This is a genomic window from Metabacillus herbersteinensis (assembly GCF_042433335.1).
In the GTDB taxonomy this organism is placed as follows: Bacteria; Bacillota; Bacilli; order Bacillales; family Bacillaceae; genus Metabacillus; species Metabacillus herbersteinensis.
The window spans coordinates 39,636-57,250 of the sequence record NZ_JBHLVO010000005.1; the positions used below are offsets into that span (position 1 = coordinate 39,636).

Below are 17,615 nucleotides of genomic sequence, written 5' to 3' on the forward strand. Positions count from 1 at the left end.
ATATGACATACGAAAACATTAAAGTAGGTACAAAAGCAGTATGGGCAGGAGAAAAAGAATATTTAGTACATGGTGCAACACAAGTTCCGGTCGTTCTTAGCGTAGCGTATGGGTATGATGATATGGACGAGTGGTATGATGTAGCAATTGGAAAGAAAAAAGGCCATATTTATGGACGTAACACCAATCCAACTGTTCAAGCATTTGAAGACAAATTAAAAATTCTTGAAGGTGCAGAAGCAGCAACAAGCTTTTCAACAGGAATGGCTGCGATCAGCAACACATTGTCTACATTTTTATTGCCTGGTGATCGCATTGTTTCAATTAAAGATACGTACGGTGGCACAAACAAAATCTTTACAGAGTTCCTTCCTCGTCAACAAATCGATGTGGTTCTTTGCGAAACAGGAAACCATGAGGCAATTGAAGCAGAGGTTGCAAAGGGCTGCAAGATTTTATACTTGGAAACACCAACGAATCCAACAGTTAAAATTACTGACATTGAGCGCATGGCAAAAGCTGGCCGTAATGCAGGGGCACTTGTCATTGTTGACAATACATTTGGGACACCAATCAATCAAAACCCACTTTCACTAGGAGTAGACTTAGTGATTCATAGTGCAACAAAATACCTTGGTGGTCACGCAGATGCATTGGGTGGTGTTGTGTGCGGTTCACTGGAACTTGTTGAAAAAATTTATCACTTCCGTGAAATCAATGGTGCGACAATGGATCCAATGGCAGCTTACCTAACTTTACGCGGAATGAAAACACTTCACCTTCGCGTTCGTGAGCAATGTAAAAACGCTATGGCTCTTGCTAAATACTTACAAACAAAAGAAATGGTAGAAGGCGTTTACTACCCAGGTCTTGAAACACATCCACATCACGACATCGCGAAAAAGCAAATGAATGATTTTGGTGGAATGCTTAGTTTTTCAGTAAAAGGCGGAGTAGATACAGTAAGAGACCTTCTCCCGAAATTACAATTTGCAAACCGTGCTGCGAATCTCGGTGCTGTTGAAACAACAGTAGGACCTGCTCGTACGACAAGTCATGTAGAATGTACACCAGAAGAGCGTGCAGCAATGGGAATTCCTGAAGGGTTAATTCGCGTATCTTGTGGAATTGAAGATATTGAAGATTTAATTGCAGATTTTGAGCAAGCATTTAATCACGTTGAGAGTGCTTTGCAAGTTAAATAGATAACTAGTTTCCAATGAGGTGAATAGTGAATGTCAAATGCTCAGCATATTCTGGAGCAAGCAAATAGCTTGTTTAACAAACTGATTGAATGGCGTCGTACGTTTCATCAACATCCCGAACTCAGCTTTCAAGAGCTCGGGACCTCTAAATTTGTTGCTGAAACGTTACAAATGATCGACGGAATGAAAGTAGAGACAGGAATTGGTGTTGAAACAAGTGTTGTCGGTACCTTAACTTCTGGCGATGGTCCGATGTTTGCGATTCGTGCTGATATAGATGCTCTTCCTATTCAAGAAGAAAATATCCATCACTATAAATCAAAAAATGAAGGTGTTATGCATGCGTGCGGTCATGATGCACATACAGCTATTTTACTAGGTGTTGCGCATGTACTCGCTGATGCGTTTAAAAAGGGTGAACTAAAAGGAAGCGTTAAATTTGTCTTTCAACCGGCAGAGGAAAGTACGGATGAACACGGACTTTCTGGCTCTCCTTATATGGTGCAAGCCGGTGTTTATGACAAGGTAGATGCTGCTATCGCCCTTCATATGTGCCCTTGGCTTCCAGTCGGTGACGTACAAATGAGTGATAAATACAGCATGGCAAATGTTGATGTATTTGAAGGGAAGATTTATGGAACAGGTGGTCATGGAGCTTATCCTGAACTTGGCACTGATCCAATATGGATGCTCGGACCTGTTATGCAAGCGTTGCACGGTATTGTTGCGCGTAAGATATCAGCATTGGATGCGGCGGTTGTTAGCATAGGTCAAATCCATGCAGGAACAGCAAGTAATATCATCCCAACAGAGGTTTTAATTGAAGGCACGATTCGCAGTTATACACCTGAAATCCGTAATTTATTAGCATCCGAATTAAAGAAAGCGTTTTCAATCGTTGAGCACCTAGGTGGTCGCTATTCCTTGAATGTCGAAAGAGGAGAACCTGCCTTATATAATAGTGCTCTTGTCAATCAGTGGATTACCGAAGCGATGCTTGAGATCTATCCTGAAATACAGATCACGAAACGTCCATTCGGACTAGGTGGAGAAGACTTCGGCTATGTGACACAAAAGATTCCGGGTTCTATGTTTTTTCTAGGATGTGCACAAAAAGATGGAGTTCAAAGAGATTTGCACACACCGATTTTTGATATTGACGAAACTTGCTTGCCTATAGGCACAGCAATTCTCGCAAATACAGCTGTAAGGTTTTTAAAAGGTGAGGTAAACTTACCAATCAATTATAACTTGGAGGTGCAAACACATGGCGCATAAATTAGCATTTATTGGATTTGGTGTAGTCGGTCAAGGATTGGCTGAAATCCTGCGTGATAAAAAGGAAGCATTAAAACAAGGTGAGGGCTTTGAAGCTGTTATTGTTGCAATTTCGGATTTAATAAAAGGCTCAATCTATCATCCGAGCGGTCTTGATATCGATACAGCTTTAAAAGTATTAAAAGAAACTGGAAGTCTAGAATACTACCCACAAACGCCAGGGCTTGTAACGGGATGGGATAGCTTAAAAACGATTCGTGAAACAAACGCGGATACAATTATTGAGGTTTCATACACAGATGTAAAAACAGGTCAACCTGCCATTAATCATTGTAAGGCGGCATTTGAAAGTGGGAAAAATGTTGTTATGACAAACAAAGGGCCTGTTGCACTGGCTTACAAAGAGCTTTCTGAAATTGCAAGTAAACATGGCGTTTACTGGGGATTTGAAGGGACGGTCATGAGCGGGACACCTGCATTACGAATGCCAATCGCTACGTTGGCAGGAAATGATATTACAGATATACGCGGTATTTTAAATGGTACAACAAACTACATCTTAACCAAAATGGAAGAAGAAGGTGTGTCTTACGAGGAAGCGCTGAAAGAGGCACAGAAGCTTGGCTATGCAGAAGCAGATCCTACAAGTGATGTAGAAGGATATGATGCAAGATACAAAATTGTCATTTTATCAAACTATGTCATGAACGCACCCCTTACAGTAGAAGAGGTATCATGCAAAGGGATTACAGACATCACACTAAAAGATATTAAAGAAGCAAAAGCAGAAGGAAAGCGTTGGAAGTTGTTAGCGAAAGCGCGTAAAGAAGGTGGAGAAGTCATTGCCTCGATTGCTCCGGAAAAAATCGATGTTACAGATCCGCTGGCCTCAATCAGCGGTGCGACTAACGCGATTGCGTACGAATGTGATCTTTTAGGCACAGTGACGTTAAGCGGTGCAGGTGCCGGGAAGGTTGAAACAGGATTCTCGCTCTTAATAGACTTAATTAACATTGATCGTGAAAGAAAATTAGTAAATATTTAATCAAAGAAGGGTGGTAATGTTATGACAACACAAGTTATAGGTCGAAAGATGTATCTTGCAGGTGATTGGGTGAAACGTGATCGTATTATTGAAGTTCGTGACCCACAGGATAACAGCATCATTGACACAGTACCTGCTGCCTCTGCAGAAGATATGTTTCAATGTATAGAAGAGGCAAAAGAGGGAGCCAAAATTGCTGCTACTATGCCAGTACATGAGCGAATGAGAATTGTGAATGCTGCAGCAGATTATATTGAAGCAAATAAAGAAAAGTATGCACGAACCATTGCGAAAGAGGGAAGTAAAACGATCCGTGAAGCAACAACAGAAGTGAGCCGATGCATTCGTACACTTCGCATTAGTGCAGAAGAGGCTAGAAGAATTCATGGTGAGACAATTCCTTTTGATCAAATGCCGGGAAGCGAAAATCGAGTTGGTTATTATTATCGCTTTCCAATCGGTATTATTGGTGCCATTACACCATTTAATGACCCGTTGAACCTTGTCGCACACAAAGTGGGACCAGCGATCGCCTCAGGAAATGCGATTATCGTAAAGCCGGCCACTGTTACCCCATTAAGTGCTCTTTTACTTGCAGAAGCATTCGTTCAAGCCGGACTGCCTCCAAAAGTGTTATCAGTGATAACAGGCTATGGAAGTGAGATTGGTGATGTTCTTGTGACACATCCTGCGATTCGAATGATTTCCTTTACAGGTGGCTTAGAAGTAGGAGAGGACATTGCACGTAAAGCAGGATTGAAAAAAATAAGCATGGAACTCGGTTCGAACTCACCTGTTATCGTACTAGAAGATGCTGATTTAGAAAAAGCGGTAGAATCAACTGTTTCCGGCGCTTTTTGGGCAGCAGGTCAAAATTGTCTTGGAGTACAGCGAATCTATATTCAAGAAAGTATCATGGAGTCATTCCAAAAGTCGTTTGTTGAACGAACCAATCGATACCGCATTGGTGATAAACAATCCGAACTAACCGATATGGGACCGCTTATTACTGAAAAGGAAGCGATTCGCGTTGAAAATATAGTCAATGAGGCAATAGAGAAAGGCGCAGTATTATTAACAGGTGGCGAACGCAAGGGTGCCTTTTATTCTCCAACCGTTTTGACAAATGTACCTGAAGATTGCACAATTTCAAAAGAAGAAATCTTTGGTCCAGTCGTCCTATTTTACCCGACTTATGACCTGGATGCGGCAATCCAACAATCGAATGATGTGAACTATGGTTTACAGGCAGGTATTTTTACAAAAGATATTGAAAAGGCACACCAAGCAATAGCAAAGATGGATGTCGGCGGCATTATGATCAATGATAGTAGCGATTATAGAATCGATGCTATGCCATTCGGCGGTGTAAAAAAATCGGGATTGGGACATGAAGGTGTAAAGTTCACTATTCAGGAGATGACAGAACCAAAAGTTGTTTGTTTTAAATTGTCTACCTATTAAAGATAAATCTCTCAATATTTCAATAGTGACCAGCCATTTGAAAAAAGGGGAATATGTCATATAGATCTCCACAGTTCCCTTTTTTATTGAAATTCGGATTCGAGAGAAGACGAAGTTTATGTTAGGTAAAGCTAAATAAGTATTATATTTTATGTTAACGATTAACATATCCTTTCATTTGACTCCTTTGAAGTTTCATCTTGTTTTATGATCCTGCAATCAAGATAAATGATTGAAAACAGTTCATTTAAATGAAGGAAAAAACAAATAAAGGGTGGTTTATTTGAGGAAAACAAAAGAACAAGCTTCTTACAACAATACTGTTTTTAAGGTATCTGCTGTAATCATTCTCCTATTTACAATTTGGGGGGCTCTTTCTCCTGATAGTCTCGCTAAAAATGCTTCTGCTGTCTTTAATTTTACAAGTCACTCTTTTGGCTGGTTTTATTTATTTTCAGTAGCCTGCTTTGTTGCATTTTGTCTATTCCTTGCTTTTAGTAAGTATGGAAATATTAGACTCGGACAAGACCATGATAAACCTGATTTTTCTTATTTTACATGGATTAGCATGTTGTTCAGCGCCGGATTCGGTGTTGGGATTGTTTTTTGGGGTGTTGCCGAGCCATTAACACATTTCGCCAATCCACCTTTAAGTGGCATTGAACCCAAATCTGCGGAAGCGGCAAGAGTCGCAATGCGTTACTCCTTTTTTAACTGGGGAATTCATCAATGGTCAGTCTTCACAATCGTTGGATTGGCACTTGCCTATTTTCAGTTCCGAAAAAAAAGCAAATCACTTGTTAGCGAAACTCTTAATGGTATTAAAATAAAAAGAGGAAGCAGCTATATAAAAACATCAGTTAATATTCTTGCTGTCATTGCAACGGTTACAGGGGTTGCGACATCATTGGGTATGGGAGTATTACAAATTAACGGCGGATTGAACTATGTGTTTTCCATTCCAAACAATGCATGGATCCAGAGCGGGATTGTGGTTGTAATGCTTGCGCTCTATCTCACATCTGCTACAACAGGACTTAATAAAGGGATTAAATTATTAAGTAACACGAATATGGTCTTGGTACTCATACTAATGACGTTTTTCCTTTTTCGAGGACCAACAGTTTTCATTTTAGAAAGCTTTGTGCTTGGAATCGGCGATTATCTTCAGCACTTTACGGAAATGAGTTTTTATTTAACACCTTACAGTGGGGATGCCTGGGTCCATGATTGGACAGTGTTTTATTGGGCTTGGGTCATTGCGTGGTCTCCATTCGTTGGTTCGTTTGTTGCCCGTATATCAAGAGGAAGAACCATTAGAGAGTTTGTTATTGGTGTATTGATTGTTCCTCCGGTAATTGCCTTTATGTGGATGGCTATTTTTGGAGGAACAGGCCTATATATGGATTTATTTCAGAACACGGCAATTGCTGATGCGGTTTCTAAAGATGTCACAACAGCGATATTTGTCCTGCTTAAGGAATTTCCTTTCTACTTCTTTTTCTCTATTATTATGATAGCGTTGATCGTCATTTTTTTAGTCACATCAGCGGACTCTGCAGTATTTGTGCTAGCAATGATGACATCGAATGGGAATTTGAATCCGTCAAATATTGTTAAAATCATTTGGGGAGTATTAATGGCGGGTATTACGATTGTTTTGATCATCAGTAGCGGATTGAAGGGATTGCAAGCGGCCTCATTAGTTTCCGCACTTCCATTTACGATAATTTTGATTCTAATAAGCGTATCACTCTATAAATCTCTCTATCTGGAACAAAAAAGTTTAAAACAGGAGCAAAGTAGTTTCAATATACAAAGGAAAGCGCAATAGAAGTGGTTTATACACGTTTATTCCAAATCGTAAAAGTGGCTCAAATAAAGTGAAAAGTACGTCAAGCGATATTTTTTAAAAAAACTCTAGTATATATGGAAGTTTGAGCACCTCTTCTTTGGTAGTGTTTTCTAATCAAATTCACTATACTAAGGAAGAGGTGTTTTTTTCCTGGTGTTAATTTCTGAATTTTCGATTTCTATTGGTATGTTCATGATGAAGTTTCAAATTATTTAAAAAGCCATACATACATAGACATACAAACAGTAAGCACAAAAAGGTAATAATAATACTATACCCATTTTTTTAAAAAAGAAAGTCACCCAGAAACGTGCAGGAGGATACGATGAAAAAACAAAAAAAGAAAAAAGATGAATCATCCGTTCAGCTAGGAGATCACTTAAACACAGACCTTCTTGAAAAACTCAAATCTGTAAAAAAAGGATTAACAGAAGAACAAGAAGCGAAGGAAGAGGCTGCAAAACAGCAAAAGATTATCGAACGAAAAGAAAGAGAAAAAAACAAAAGCTTTGAAGAATTATTGAACGAGAGCGCGTTAACATGGAAGGACTATAAATGACTTGATTGATAGAGCGCTCACTAAAAAGAACGTATTTTTCATGTGGAAAAAGCGTCGGAAACAATCGAATTATGTCGAGAGATCGATATATAGCAAAACTTCATAATAAAAACCGCCAACTTGATATTATAATTGAAAACTCGATGATATAACGAACAAACTCGATAATATAAATGGTCGACAACCTCAAAAGTCTCTACAAATCAATCTTGATTTGTAGGGACTTAGATAGAATTCGCTCATTGTTAATCTCGATGCTGTTCATATGCCTCATGCTTTGTTATATTCTGCAAGGTTTCATAACTCTCCTTGCTCAATGATTCACCACTTATCGCTTCTAAGTTTTCAAGAAGCTGACTAGTTTTGCTTGCCCCAGGAATGACCGCAGAAACAACATCATCATGTAAGCAATAATGAAGGGCTAATTGAGTTAAAGGTTGTTTCGGAAACGTTTGGTAGGTAGTTTCTCTGAGATTTTTAAGCTCCTCAAAGGAATAGGATAGAAAGCCATTGCTTTTAAATTTATCATTAAAATCAGATAAATGCTTTTGTGTAAGTAACCCTTTCGCAAGTGGACCACGAACAATTACACTTATTCCGTGTTCCTTTAGTAGAGGAAATAACTCTTCAGGTCGTCGATCCAAAAGACTATACTGCATCATCACACTAACAATGTTTGATTTGTTTACGAATTCTTTAATCACGTTTGGGCGAATCGAAGAAATGCCGTAATAACGGATCGTTCCTTCTTGCATTAGCTCTTCAAAAGCGCTTATCGTTTCATCTATGTTGTCTTCAACTGTTCCACCATGAAGCTGATACAAATCAATGTAGTCGGTTTGGAGGCGTTGTAAGCTTTTTTTTACAGCTTCTTTAATATGAGCTTTGGATGAATCCCAATGCCAGCCTTCTTTTCCTTCTTCCCAGCGATTGCCCACTTTTGTCGCAAGGATAATCTCATTGCGGCGGTGTTTAATTGCTTTTCCAACAAGCTCTTCATTTACACCAAAATCGTATAAATCGGCTGTATCAAGATAGTTAATGCCACGGTCAATGGCTTCATCAATAATAGAAAGAGCGTGATCCTCATTTGTGCCGAGTGACATGCACCCAAGACCCATTTCACTCACAGTTAAGTCAGAGTTCCCTAATTGCCTTTTTCTCATATGCCTCTCTCCTCCTAAGCCTTTTCTTCGACAGTAGTATAAGCAGAAGGAAAAAGCAAATAAGAACACCTATGCTTTGTCTTCGATCCATTCCTGAACTGTTTTATATTTCCGGCTATATTCCTTCAATTTAGCACGAATTTCCCAAGCTTTTCCTACAAGAATAATTCCTTTTTCAAGGCGATAGATTTTCATCCGGAACCATTCCCTTCCATAAGATATGATAGAATGTATGAAGAAATGGAAGCCTGTAGAACAAGGAGCTGAAAAGATGGATCATTTAAGAGAAAAGACATTGTCATCGAAAGAAATTTTTTCTGGAAGAATCATTGATCTTCATTTAGAAGAGGTTGAATTACCAAATGGAAAAACAAGTACGCGGGAAATTATCAAGCATCCAGGAGCAGTGGCAGTTATTGCCTTAACCGACACTAATAAAATCGTGATGGTGAAGCAATATCGAAAAGCACTTGAACGAGCATTAGTTGAGATTCCAGCGGGTAAGCTAGAAAAGGGAGAATCCCCCAAAATCACTGCGAAGCGTGAACTTGAAGAAGAAACAGGCTATACATGTGAATCTTTAGAGCCGCTCATTTCATTTTATACGTCTCCAGGTTTTGCAGACGAACTCGTGCATTTATTTGTTGCAGGAAAGTTAGTAAAAATGACGGAAGCAGCTTCACTAGATGAAGATGAATTTCTTGATGTGTTGGAGGTGAGTTTAGAGGAAGCGCAAGCAATGGTAGAGGACAAACAAATTTATGATGCGAAAACAGCATTTGCAGTACAATATTTACAGTTAAAAGAGGCGCTTTCTACTTAACATGAAAAGTTATTTTGCGGATTTACATATCCATATAGGCAGAACAAGTTCAGGAAAACCAGTCAAAATCACAGCTTCTGACACACTTACACTTGAAAATATTCTAATCGAGGCGAGTGAGCATAAAGGCATAAACATGATAGGTATTATCGATTGTCATGTTCCTGAAATTCTCGTAGATTTAAAAAACGCTGTAACTAGAGGTGAATGCACAGAGATCGAGGGTGGAGGAATTAAGTATAAAAACACCACGCTAATCCTCGGTACAGAGATCGAAATCTATGATGAATTTTGTAAGGGGCCAATTCACATACTAGCTTACATGCCAACGATAGAGAAAATGATTTCATTTTCAAATTGGATGTCAAGCAGGGTGACAAATAATACGCTAAGCTCTCAGCGCATGTATGAAAACGGTCGAGTTTTGCAAAGAAAAGTAAAAGAGCTCGGAGGCTTGTTTATACCTGCCCACATCTTCACACCACATAAAAGTCTATTTGGAAGTGGAGTTAAGAAAAGTCTCACAGAAGTTTTCGATCCAACTTTAATTGATGCAGTTGAATTAGGATTAAGCTCAGACACAAGTATGGCAGATCAACTAAGCGAGCTACATCATTACACATTTGTGACCAACTCTGATGCACATTCTTTACCTAAAATCGCCCGCGAATATCAGAAGCTTCGTCTAGAAGAAGCCTCGTTTACCGAACTGAAAAAAGCACTAGCAGAAGAACATGGTAGAGGGATTGAAGCTAATTATGGTCTGAATCCTTATCTAGGAAAGTATTATTCAACAACTTGCGAAAAGTGCGGAGTTACTAAGGATCATGATTCAAACATCTGTACTATGTGTGGATGCAAGCGATTTACAAAAGGTGTCAGCAATCGCCTCCATGAATTAGCCGATTTTGAAAAAAAGAGGGAAGATAGACCGCAATATAATCACCAAGTACCTCTTCAGTTTATCCCTGGTATTGGACCAAAAACATTATATAAATTAAAACAGGCTTTTGGAACCGAAATGAACATTCTTCACGAAACAAGTGAAGAACAGTTAAATCAGATTGTGACTGGAAAAATAAGTTCTTACATCCTAGCTGCAAGAGCTGGAACACTTCAGGTGAAAGCTGGCGGTGGGGGTGTGTATGGGAAAGTGACAGGCGTATAATCGCCCTTATGGTACCAAGTCGACCTAACGACATTTTTCGTTAGGTCAACACCCTTTTCAATTAAACAATTTTGCGAAAACACATGTATCCCGAATTGTTTTTCCATCAGCAGATTTGCTATTTTGTCGCAAAATCCCTTCCAAACTAAACCCTAACTTCTCAGGGGTTTTTCTGCTTTTTTCATTAAATGGGTCACATTTAATTTCAATTCGTTTCGCACCTAGCTCTTTAACCGCAAAATCTATTAATCCCTCGACTGCTTCTGTTATGTATCCTTGACCACTATATTCGGTATGAATCCAATACCCAATTTCAAAGCTTCGAACATCCCAATTTATACGGTGTAAACCAGTGCTTCCTATAAAATGTCCCTTTTCGAGGTCGTAGATCGATAACCGCAGATCTTCCCTTAAAATGAATTTAGCGTGTGCTTCTCTTATGTTTGCCTCAGTATCGTTGAGTTGAGGTGCTTTTTGAGCAAATGGCATCCACGGTTGGAGCTCTGTAAGAGACTCAGTGATTGCTTCATTTACTTCAATTCCGTCTCCAGCCATTGGCACTCGAATAAGAAGACGTTTCGTTGTAAACTGAGTAGGGAAATCTAGTAAAAGTGGATTCAAAGCTCTCACATCCTTGTAATTTTTAACTAGTATACAAGATTGGAAGAAAAAAGCAACGATATTTTTCTTCTGTAATAGATCCATACTTCCTCTCATACACTCTAGTAAGAGAATGATAGGAGGATCTATTCATGCGAAAACAACAGCCATTCAAAGCAACGATTAAACAACATATGAAGGAACATTCGTCGATTTACTTGTTTGTTTTTGTGTTATTTCTGATGGGTGTCATTTTTGGAGCCATCATTGTCAATAGTATGAATCTAAGTCAAAAAGAAGATTTATATTATTACTTAAGCCGATTTTTTGGACAAGTTTCCGAGGGGAAAGTGGCAAGCTCAATGGACATGTTCAAACAGAGCTTTTTTCATAATATGAAATATCTAGGCTTAATGTGGGTGCTAGGTATTTCGATTATTGGTTTACCTGTTATTCTGGTCATGTTATTTGTAAAGGGAATGGTTGTTGGATTTACCGTCGGGTTTTTAGTGAATCAACTCGGCATGAAGGGTTTTTTACTGTCGTTTGTGACTGTTCTTCCACAGAACATACTTTTGATTCCTGCGTTTATTATTATGTGTACAATTGCAATTTCATTTTCATTAAAGATTATCAGGCAGCTCTTTGTGAAAAAAGCAACAGTTGCTGAAGGCCCATTTTCACTATTCATTCGATATGTTACAATACTAGTCGTGATTTCTTGTATAACGATCGTTGCGTCAGGATTTGAAGCATATGCATCACCTTTATTAATGAAGGGTGTTATTGAAATAGTTAGTAAGTAATAATAGGTATTATTTAATAATCATTATCTTTATTAGATTATAATTATTTTAGTTGGACACTTTCTCGATCTTTGTTATAATAATGTGGAACGCGGCGAGGGAGGAAGTGTACTATGGAAAACCGCATTGACCGGATAAAGAAAATGTTGCATTCATCAAGCTACAAGTTAACACCGCAGCGAGAAGCAACGGTTCGGGTGTTGCTTGAAAATGAAGAGGATCATTTAAGTGCAGAAGATGTATACCTCCTCGTTAAAGAAAAAGCTCCTGAAATTGGATTAGCAACTGTATATAGAACATTAGAACTTTTAACCGAATTAAAAGTTGTTGATAAAATAAACTTTGGGGACGGTGTCTCCAGATATGATTTACGAAAAGAAGGTGCTGCACATTTCCACCATCATTTAGTATGCATTGAATGTGGATCTGTAGCTGAAATAGAAGATGATTTGTTAGAAGACGTCGAACAAATTGTAGAACGTGACTGGAACTTCAAAATTAAAGACCATCGCTTAACTTTTCATGGCATCTGTTTTCGCTGTCAAGAAAAAGAAGAAGAAGATTCAGATGAAGAAGAATAGTAAACCCTTCCTTATAATAGGAAGGGTTTTTGTATTGGATTTCAAAAAAACATATACGAAGTTGCACAAGAACCTCGATAATTGCACGAGAACCAGGATAATTGCACGAGAATCGAGATATATGCACGAGAATCGAGATATACGCACGAGAATCAGGATAATTGCATGAGAATCCGCATATAAGCACGAGAATCATAATAATTGCTCAAAATCTCAAATTTAATTGCAACATGCTCATTTCATGTATAAAGTTTGTCCTTTTTGGCATATCTTCTAATAAGTTAAGGTGCAGGATTCGTATGAAACTAGCACTAGGAAGATTTGGAGGACTTATCATGATGAAAATTGTTAAAACGATGAGGGACATTGTAAAAGTATTTGTCTTATTTACTGGATTTACGGTTTTATTCTATTATGCTATCATTTGGGTTAACTTAGAATATCAAGATTTTCATCGTTTTGACCAGCCACAAGGTGCTGCTTTAAAGGTTACGAATATGGTAAATGACGAGGGAGAAAGCTGGATAAACAGGCTCATGTTCTTTTATTTAAATGGGGAGTAGATAGATTGAAGGATCAAATTAAAGATTTTATACACTATATCATTGTCGAACGTGGCTTATCAAATAATACAATTGTTTCATATGAGAGAGACTTAAAAGGATATCAGCTTTTTTTAGTTGAAAAGCAACAGATTACTTCGTTTAATGATGTCACACGTTTTCATATTATCCAGTTTCTAAAGCAGTTAAAAGACGGTGGTAAGTCCAGTAAAACGCTTGCTCGTCATACTGCTTCAATTCGCTCTCTTCATCAATTTTTACTTAGAGAAAAGGCAGTTGATCAAGACCCCACTGTTCATATTGAATCGCCACAAATTGACCGAAAGCTCCCAAAGGTTTTGTCACTACAAGATGTAGAAAAATTATTAGAAACTCCTCGACTAACCTCTTCATTTGGATATCGAGACAAGGCGATGCTTGAGCTTTTATATGCAACCGGAATGCGAGTTAGTGAAATGATTAACCTCGATCTAAAGGATGTACATTTAACTATGGGTTTCATCCGTTGTTATGGAAAAGGGAATAAAGAAAGAATCGTACCAATCGGGACAATTGCGTCCGAAGCGATTACGGCTTACATTGAAAAAGCAAGAATTCATTTAGTGAGTAAAAAACAACCAACAGATGCTTTGTTTCTAAATCATCACGGCAAACGAATCTCTAGACAGGGCTTTTGGAAAAATCTTAAAAAAATAGCGCTAGAAGCCAATATTGACAAAGAGTTAACTCCCCATACGCTACGACATTCTTTTGCAACCCACTTGCTCGAAAATGGAGCCGATTTAAGGGCTGTTCAAGAAATGCTCGGTCATGCCGACATCTCAACCACGCAGATTTACACTCATGTTTCAAAGACTCGACTAAAGGATGTTTACAAACAATTTCATCCAAGAGCATAATTAAGAGCTATACACCATAAAAGAGTGTATAGCTTTTTTCTTTAATTGCTTTTGTATTGGCAACTTCATTGAAAACGGTTTATAATTAGGTTGTCAGACTTCTGACGTATTTTTTAAAAGTATTTAAGGGTAAAATTCTACACATAGTAAAATGAACAATTTAAGGAGGATGACGATGTCCAACTATACATATAAACGAATTTTTTTAGTGGTTATGGACTCAGTAGGGATTGGAGAAGCTCCTGATGCTGACCAATTTAATGATAAAGGGTCGGATACGATTGGACATATTGCGGAGCATATGGGCGGCCTTAACATGCCAAACCTTGCGAAACTAGGTCTTAGTAACATCCGTGAGATAAAAGGAATTCCTGTTCAAGAAACACCTATAGCACATTACACAAAAATGCAGGAAGCTTCAAATGGAAAAGATACAATGACAGGCCATTGGGAGATCATGGGTTTATATATTGAACAACCGTTCAGAGTTTTTCCAGATGGATTTCCTGAAGGATTAATTGCAGAGCTTGAGGAGAAAACGGGCCGTAAAATCATCGGCAACAAGCCAGCATCAGGAACCGAGGTTCTTGATGAATTAGGTGAGGAACATGTGAAAACAGGTGCATTAATTGTTTATACTTCAGCAGATTCTGTTTTGCAAATTGCAGCTCACGAGGAAATAGTTCCTCTAGATGAGCTTTATAAAATTTGTGAATTTGCTCGTAAACTAACATTAGCTGAAAAATATATGGTCGGTCGAGTAATTGCTAGACCGTTTGTTGGTGAACCGGGAGCTTTCACTAGAACCCCAAATCGTCACGATTATGCACTTAAGCCATTCGAACGGACAGTTATGAATGAGTTAAAAGACAGTGGATACGACAGTATTTCAATCGGTAAAATATCCGATATTTTTGATGGAGAAGGAATAACAAAATCCCTTCGAACAAAATCAAATATGGATGGCATGGATAAGCTTAATGAAACTCTTACAATGGATTTTACCGGCCTTAGCTTTTTAAACCTGGTTGATTTTGATGCTCTATTTGGTCATCGTAGAGATCCTAAGGGCTACGGGGAAGCCTTGGAAGAATTTGATGCACGTCTACCAGAGGTACTAGATCAATTGAAAGATAATGATTTACTCATCATCACCGCGGATCACGGAAATGATCCAGTGCACCCCGGGACAGACCACACAAGAGAATATGTTCCATTATTAGTTTACAATCCTAAGAACAATAAAGGAACTGAATTGCCAATACGAGAAACATTTGCAGATATTGGCGCTACGATCGCTGATAACTTTAAGGTCACAATGCCCAAACACGGAACGAGCTTTTTAGAAGAAATAAAGGAGACAAGAAAATGAATCGAGAAACAATGGAACAGGCTGCAAAGTACTTACAAACAAAATACAAACAAACACCGAAGATTGGTTTAATTTTAGGATCAGGTTTAGGTGTTTTAGCTGATGAAATCGAAAACCCTGTGAAAATTCCTTATAACGAAATTCCAAACTTCCCAGTATCTACTGTAGAAGGTCATGCAGGGCAACTAGTCTTTGGAACACTAATGGGTACTGAAGTGGTTGCCATGCAAGGGCGTTTTCATTTTTATGAAGGATATGGCCTTGATAAAGTAACGTTCCCAGTAAGAGTAATGAAAGAAATCGGAGTAGAAACGCTAATCGTAACAAATGCAGCAGGTGGAATTAATGAGTCTTTTGAGCCTGGTGATTTAATGATTTTATCTGATCATATAAATAATATGGGACAGAATCCGCTAATTGGACCGAATGATCCTAAATTAGGAGTAAGATTTCCAGATATGACACAAGCGTATGACAGAGAACTAAGAGAAATTGCAAAAAATGTCGCTGCGGAGCTTTCTATTCCAGTTCGTGAAGGCGTTTATGTTGCAAATACAGGACCTACCTATGAAACACCTGCAGAAATACGCGCATTACGGACATTAGGTGGAGATGCTGTGGGAATGTCTACAGTACCGGAAGTGATTGTAGCAAGGCATGCTAACTTAAAGGTTCTGGGATTGTCTTGCATTTCTAACATGGCAGCTGGAATTCTTGATCAACCTCTCTCACATGATGAGGTTATTGAAACGACTGAAAAAGTAAAAGCGAATTTTTTAAACTTGGTAAAGAATATAGTTGAGAATATTACTAAAACAAACTAGTCCTGGGGTGGAAAACCGATGAGAATGGTTGACTTAATCGAAAAAAAACGCGATGGTAACGAGCTAACGAAAGAAGAAATACAGTTTATCATTTCTGGATACACAAATGGAGACATTCCTGATTACCAAATGAGTGCCTTCACAATGGCCATTTTCTTTCAAGGCATGTCAGAAACTGAACGAGCTGAGTTAACAATGGCGATGGTTCACTCTGGTGACACAATTGACTTAAGTGAAATTGAAGGTATCAAAGTGGATAAGCATAGTACAGGTGGTGTAGGTGACACAACTACGCTTGTATTAGGCCCGCTCGTTGCAGCCGTTGGTGTTCCTGTTGCAAAAATGTCTGGTCGTGGATTAGGACATACAGGTGGAACAATTGATAAGCTTGAAGCAGTCCCTGGATTTCATGTGGAAATTAAAAATGAAGAATTTATAAAACTTGTCAATGAAAATAAGCTAGCTGTTATTGGACAAAGTGGTAATTTGACACCAGCGGATAAAAAGCTCTATTCACTTCGAGATGTGACGGCAACGGTAAATAGCATTCCACTCATCGCGAGCTCGATTATGAGTAAAAAAATAGCAGCAGGGGCAGATGCAATTGTACTCGATGTGAAAACGGGTGCAGGTGCTTTTATGAAAGACTTAGATGATGCAAAAGAGCTTGCAAAAGCAATGGTTGATATCGGAAACGCTGTAGGACGTAAGACAATGGCAGTTATATCAGATATGAGTCAGCCACTTGGATATGCAATTGGAAATGCGCTTGAAGTAAAAGAAGCGATCGACACATTAAGTGGTAAAGGTCCTAAAGATTTAGAAGACCTTTGCCTAGAATTAGGAAGTTACATGGTGTTTCTAGCTGAAAAGGCGGATTCGTTAGAAGAAGCTCGTTCAATGTTAGAAAAAGCAATCCAAAACGGTGATGCTCTTAAAACACTAAAAACCTTCCTTGAAGCACAAGGTGGAGATGCGAGTGTCGTAGATTCACCTGAAAAGCTTCCACAAGCTAAGTTCAAAATTGAGCTTACAGCAAAAGAAGATGGCTATGTATCTGAAATTGTAGCAGACTCAGTAGGAACAGCAGCGATGTTATTGGGTGCAGGTCGAGCAACAAAAGAGTCTCAAATTGATCTAGCTGTAGGTCTTATGCTAAATAAAAAAATAGGGGATCAAGTAAAAATTGGAGATTCTCTTGTCACAATTTATAGCAACAACCAAGACAATGTAGAACAAGTGAAGACCAAGCTCTATGAAAGCATAAAAGTTTCGCCTAGTCCTGTTCAGGCACCACCACTTGTATATGCGACAATTAAGGAATAAAGAAAGTTTCGTAAAGTACCGAGCCAACTCTCGGTACTTTTTTTATTTAACAAAGTATAATTTTCCCTTCATTGGAAAAAA

The 17,615-nt window shown here is 38.5% G+C and carries 18 protein-coding genes; 15 read left to right on the plus strand and 3 right to left on the minus strand.

What is annotated here, in order from left to right; genetic code table 11:
- Nucleotides 1–2 precede the first annotated feature (2 nt).
- The 6 genes from ACFFIX_RS08540 (at nt 3) to ACFFIX_RS08565 (ending at nt 7,406) form a co-directional block, all read left to right on the plus strand.
- Nucleotides 3–1,205: a cystathionine gamma-synthase family protein gene (locus ACFFIX_RS08540; protein WP_378932530.1), complete on the plus strand. Its 1,203-nt coding sequence runs from the start codon at nt 3–5 to the stop codon at nt 1,203–1,205.
- 30 nt (nt 1,206–1,235) lie between these two features.
- Nucleotides 1,236–2,483: a M20 metallopeptidase family protein gene (locus ACFFIX_RS08545; RefSeq protein WP_378932532.1), complete on the plus strand. Its 1,248-nt coding sequence runs from the start codon at nt 1,236–1,238 to the stop codon at nt 2,481–2,483.
- Complete coding sequence (locus tag ACFFIX_RS08550) at nt 2,473–3,528, plus strand: homoserine dehydrogenase (RefSeq protein WP_378932535.1); 1,056 nt, start codon at nt 2,473–2,475, stop codon at nt 3,526–3,528. Before ACFFIX_RS08545 ends, ACFFIX_RS08550 begins: the two co-directional genes overlap by 11 nt.
- 21 nt (nt 3,529–3,549) lie before the next feature.
- Nucleotides 3,550–4,992, plus strand: a complete 1,443-nt coding sequence (locus tag ACFFIX_RS08555; protein ID WP_378932536.1) for an aldehyde dehydrogenase family protein — start codon at nt 3,550–3,552, stop codon at nt 4,990–4,992.
- Between the two features lie 283 nt (nt 4,993–5,275).
- Complete coding sequence (locus ACFFIX_RS08560; protein ID WP_378932539.1) at nt 5,276–6,826, plus strand: BCCT family transporter; 1,551 nt, start codon at nt 5,276–5,278, stop codon at nt 6,824–6,826.
- A 346-nt stretch (nt 6,827–7,172) separates the two neighbouring features.
- A complete protein-coding gene (locus ACFFIX_RS08565) occupies nt 7,173–7,406 on the plus strand; it encodes a YqkE family protein (protein WP_378932541.1) in 234 nt (77 codons plus the stop codon).
- Nucleotides 7,407–7,651: 245 nt separating this feature from the next.
- Here the strand turns inward: ACFFIX_RS08565 and ACFFIX_RS08570 are convergent, their stop codons facing one another.
- Together ACFFIX_RS08570 and mciZ are read right to left on the minus strand one after the other, a co-directional pair.
- Nucleotides 7,652–8,572 carry an aldo/keto reductase gene (locus tag ACFFIX_RS08570; protein ID WP_378932544.1) on the minus strand — a complete coding sequence of 307 codons (921 nt, stop codon included), beginning with the start codon at nt 8,570–8,572 and terminating at the stop codon, nt 7,652–7,654.
- A gap of 69 nt (nt 8,573–8,641) precedes the next feature.
- Nucleotides 8,642–8,767 (minus strand): Z-ring formation inhibitor MciZ, encoded by a 126-nt coding sequence (gene mciZ, locus ACFFIX_RS08575; RefSeq protein WP_378932546.1) that lies wholly within the window; start codon nt 8,765–8,767, stop codon nt 8,642–8,644.
- A gap of 76 nt (nt 8,768–8,843) precedes the next feature.
- Between mciZ and ACFFIX_RS08580 the strand changes: the two genes are divergently transcribed.
- Nucleotides 8,844–9,395 carry an NUDIX hydrolase gene (locus ACFFIX_RS08580; RefSeq protein WP_378933083.1) on the plus strand — a complete coding sequence of 184 codons (552 nt, stop codon included), beginning with the start codon at nt 8,844–8,846 and terminating at the stop codon, nt 9,393–9,395.
- A 1-nt stretch (nt 9,396) separates the two neighbouring features.
- Nucleotides 9,397–10,563 carry an endonuclease Q family protein gene (locus ACFFIX_RS08585; protein ID WP_378932549.1) on the plus strand — a complete coding sequence of 389 codons (1,167 nt, stop codon included), beginning with the start codon at nt 9,397–9,399 and terminating at the stop codon, nt 10,561–10,563.
- 57 nt (nt 10,564–10,620) lie between these two features.
- Here ACFFIX_RS08585 and ACFFIX_RS08590 read toward each other — a convergent pair whose 3' ends face one another.
- On the minus strand, nt 10,621–11,268 hold the full coding sequence (locus ACFFIX_RS08590; protein WP_378932551.1) for a GNAT family N-acetyltransferase: 648 nt from the start codon (nt 11,266–11,268) through the stop codon (nt 10,621–10,623).
- A gap of 47 nt (nt 11,269–11,315) precedes the next feature.
- On the opposite strand from ACFFIX_RS08590, the gene spoIIM reads away from it, so the two are divergent.
- From spoIIM to ACFFIX_RS08625, 7 genes are all read left to right on the plus strand, one after another.
- Entirely contained in the window at nt 11,316–11,969 is a 654-nt protein-coding gene (gene spoIIM / locus ACFFIX_RS08595) for a stage II sporulation protein M (RefSeq protein WP_378932554.1), read from the plus strand.
- 113 nt (nt 11,970–12,082) lie between these two features.
- Nucleotides 12,083–12,550: a ferric iron uptake transcriptional regulator gene (gene fur / locus ACFFIX_RS08600; RefSeq protein ID WP_378932557.1), complete on the plus strand. Its 468-nt coding sequence runs from the start codon at nt 12,083–12,085 to the stop codon at nt 12,548–12,550.
- 335 nt (nt 12,551–12,885) lie between these two features.
- A complete protein-coding gene (locus ACFFIX_RS08605; protein WP_378932559.1) occupies nt 12,886–13,113 on the plus strand; it encodes a YqzK family protein in 228 nt (75 codons plus the stop codon).
- Between the two features lie 5 nt (nt 13,114–13,118).
- On the plus strand, nt 13,119–14,012 hold the full coding sequence (gene xerD / locus ACFFIX_RS08610; RefSeq protein WP_378932562.1) for a site-specific tyrosine recombinase XerD: 894 nt from the start codon (nt 13,119–13,121) through the stop codon (nt 14,010–14,012).
- Between the two features lie 175 nt (nt 14,013–14,187).
- Nucleotides 14,188–15,384 carry a phosphopentomutase gene (gene deoB, locus ACFFIX_RS08615; RefSeq protein ID WP_378932565.1) on the plus strand — a complete coding sequence of 399 codons (1,197 nt, stop codon included), beginning with the start codon at nt 14,188–14,190 and terminating at the stop codon, nt 15,382–15,384.
- Nucleotides 15,381–16,208 carry a purine-nucleoside phosphorylase gene (locus ACFFIX_RS08620; RefSeq protein WP_378932568.1) on the plus strand — a complete coding sequence of 276 codons (828 nt, stop codon included), beginning with the start codon at nt 15,381–15,383 and terminating at the stop codon, nt 16,206–16,208. The genes deoB and ACFFIX_RS08620 overlap by 4 nt, the downstream gene beginning before the upstream one ends.
- An 18-nt stretch (nt 16,209–16,226) precedes the next feature.
- Nucleotides 16,227–17,534 (plus strand): pyrimidine-nucleoside phosphorylase, encoded by a 1,308-nt coding sequence (locus tag ACFFIX_RS08625; RefSeq protein ID WP_378932571.1) that lies wholly within the window; start codon nt 16,227–16,229, stop codon nt 17,532–17,534.
- Nucleotides 17,535–17,615 lie beyond the last annotated feature (81 nt).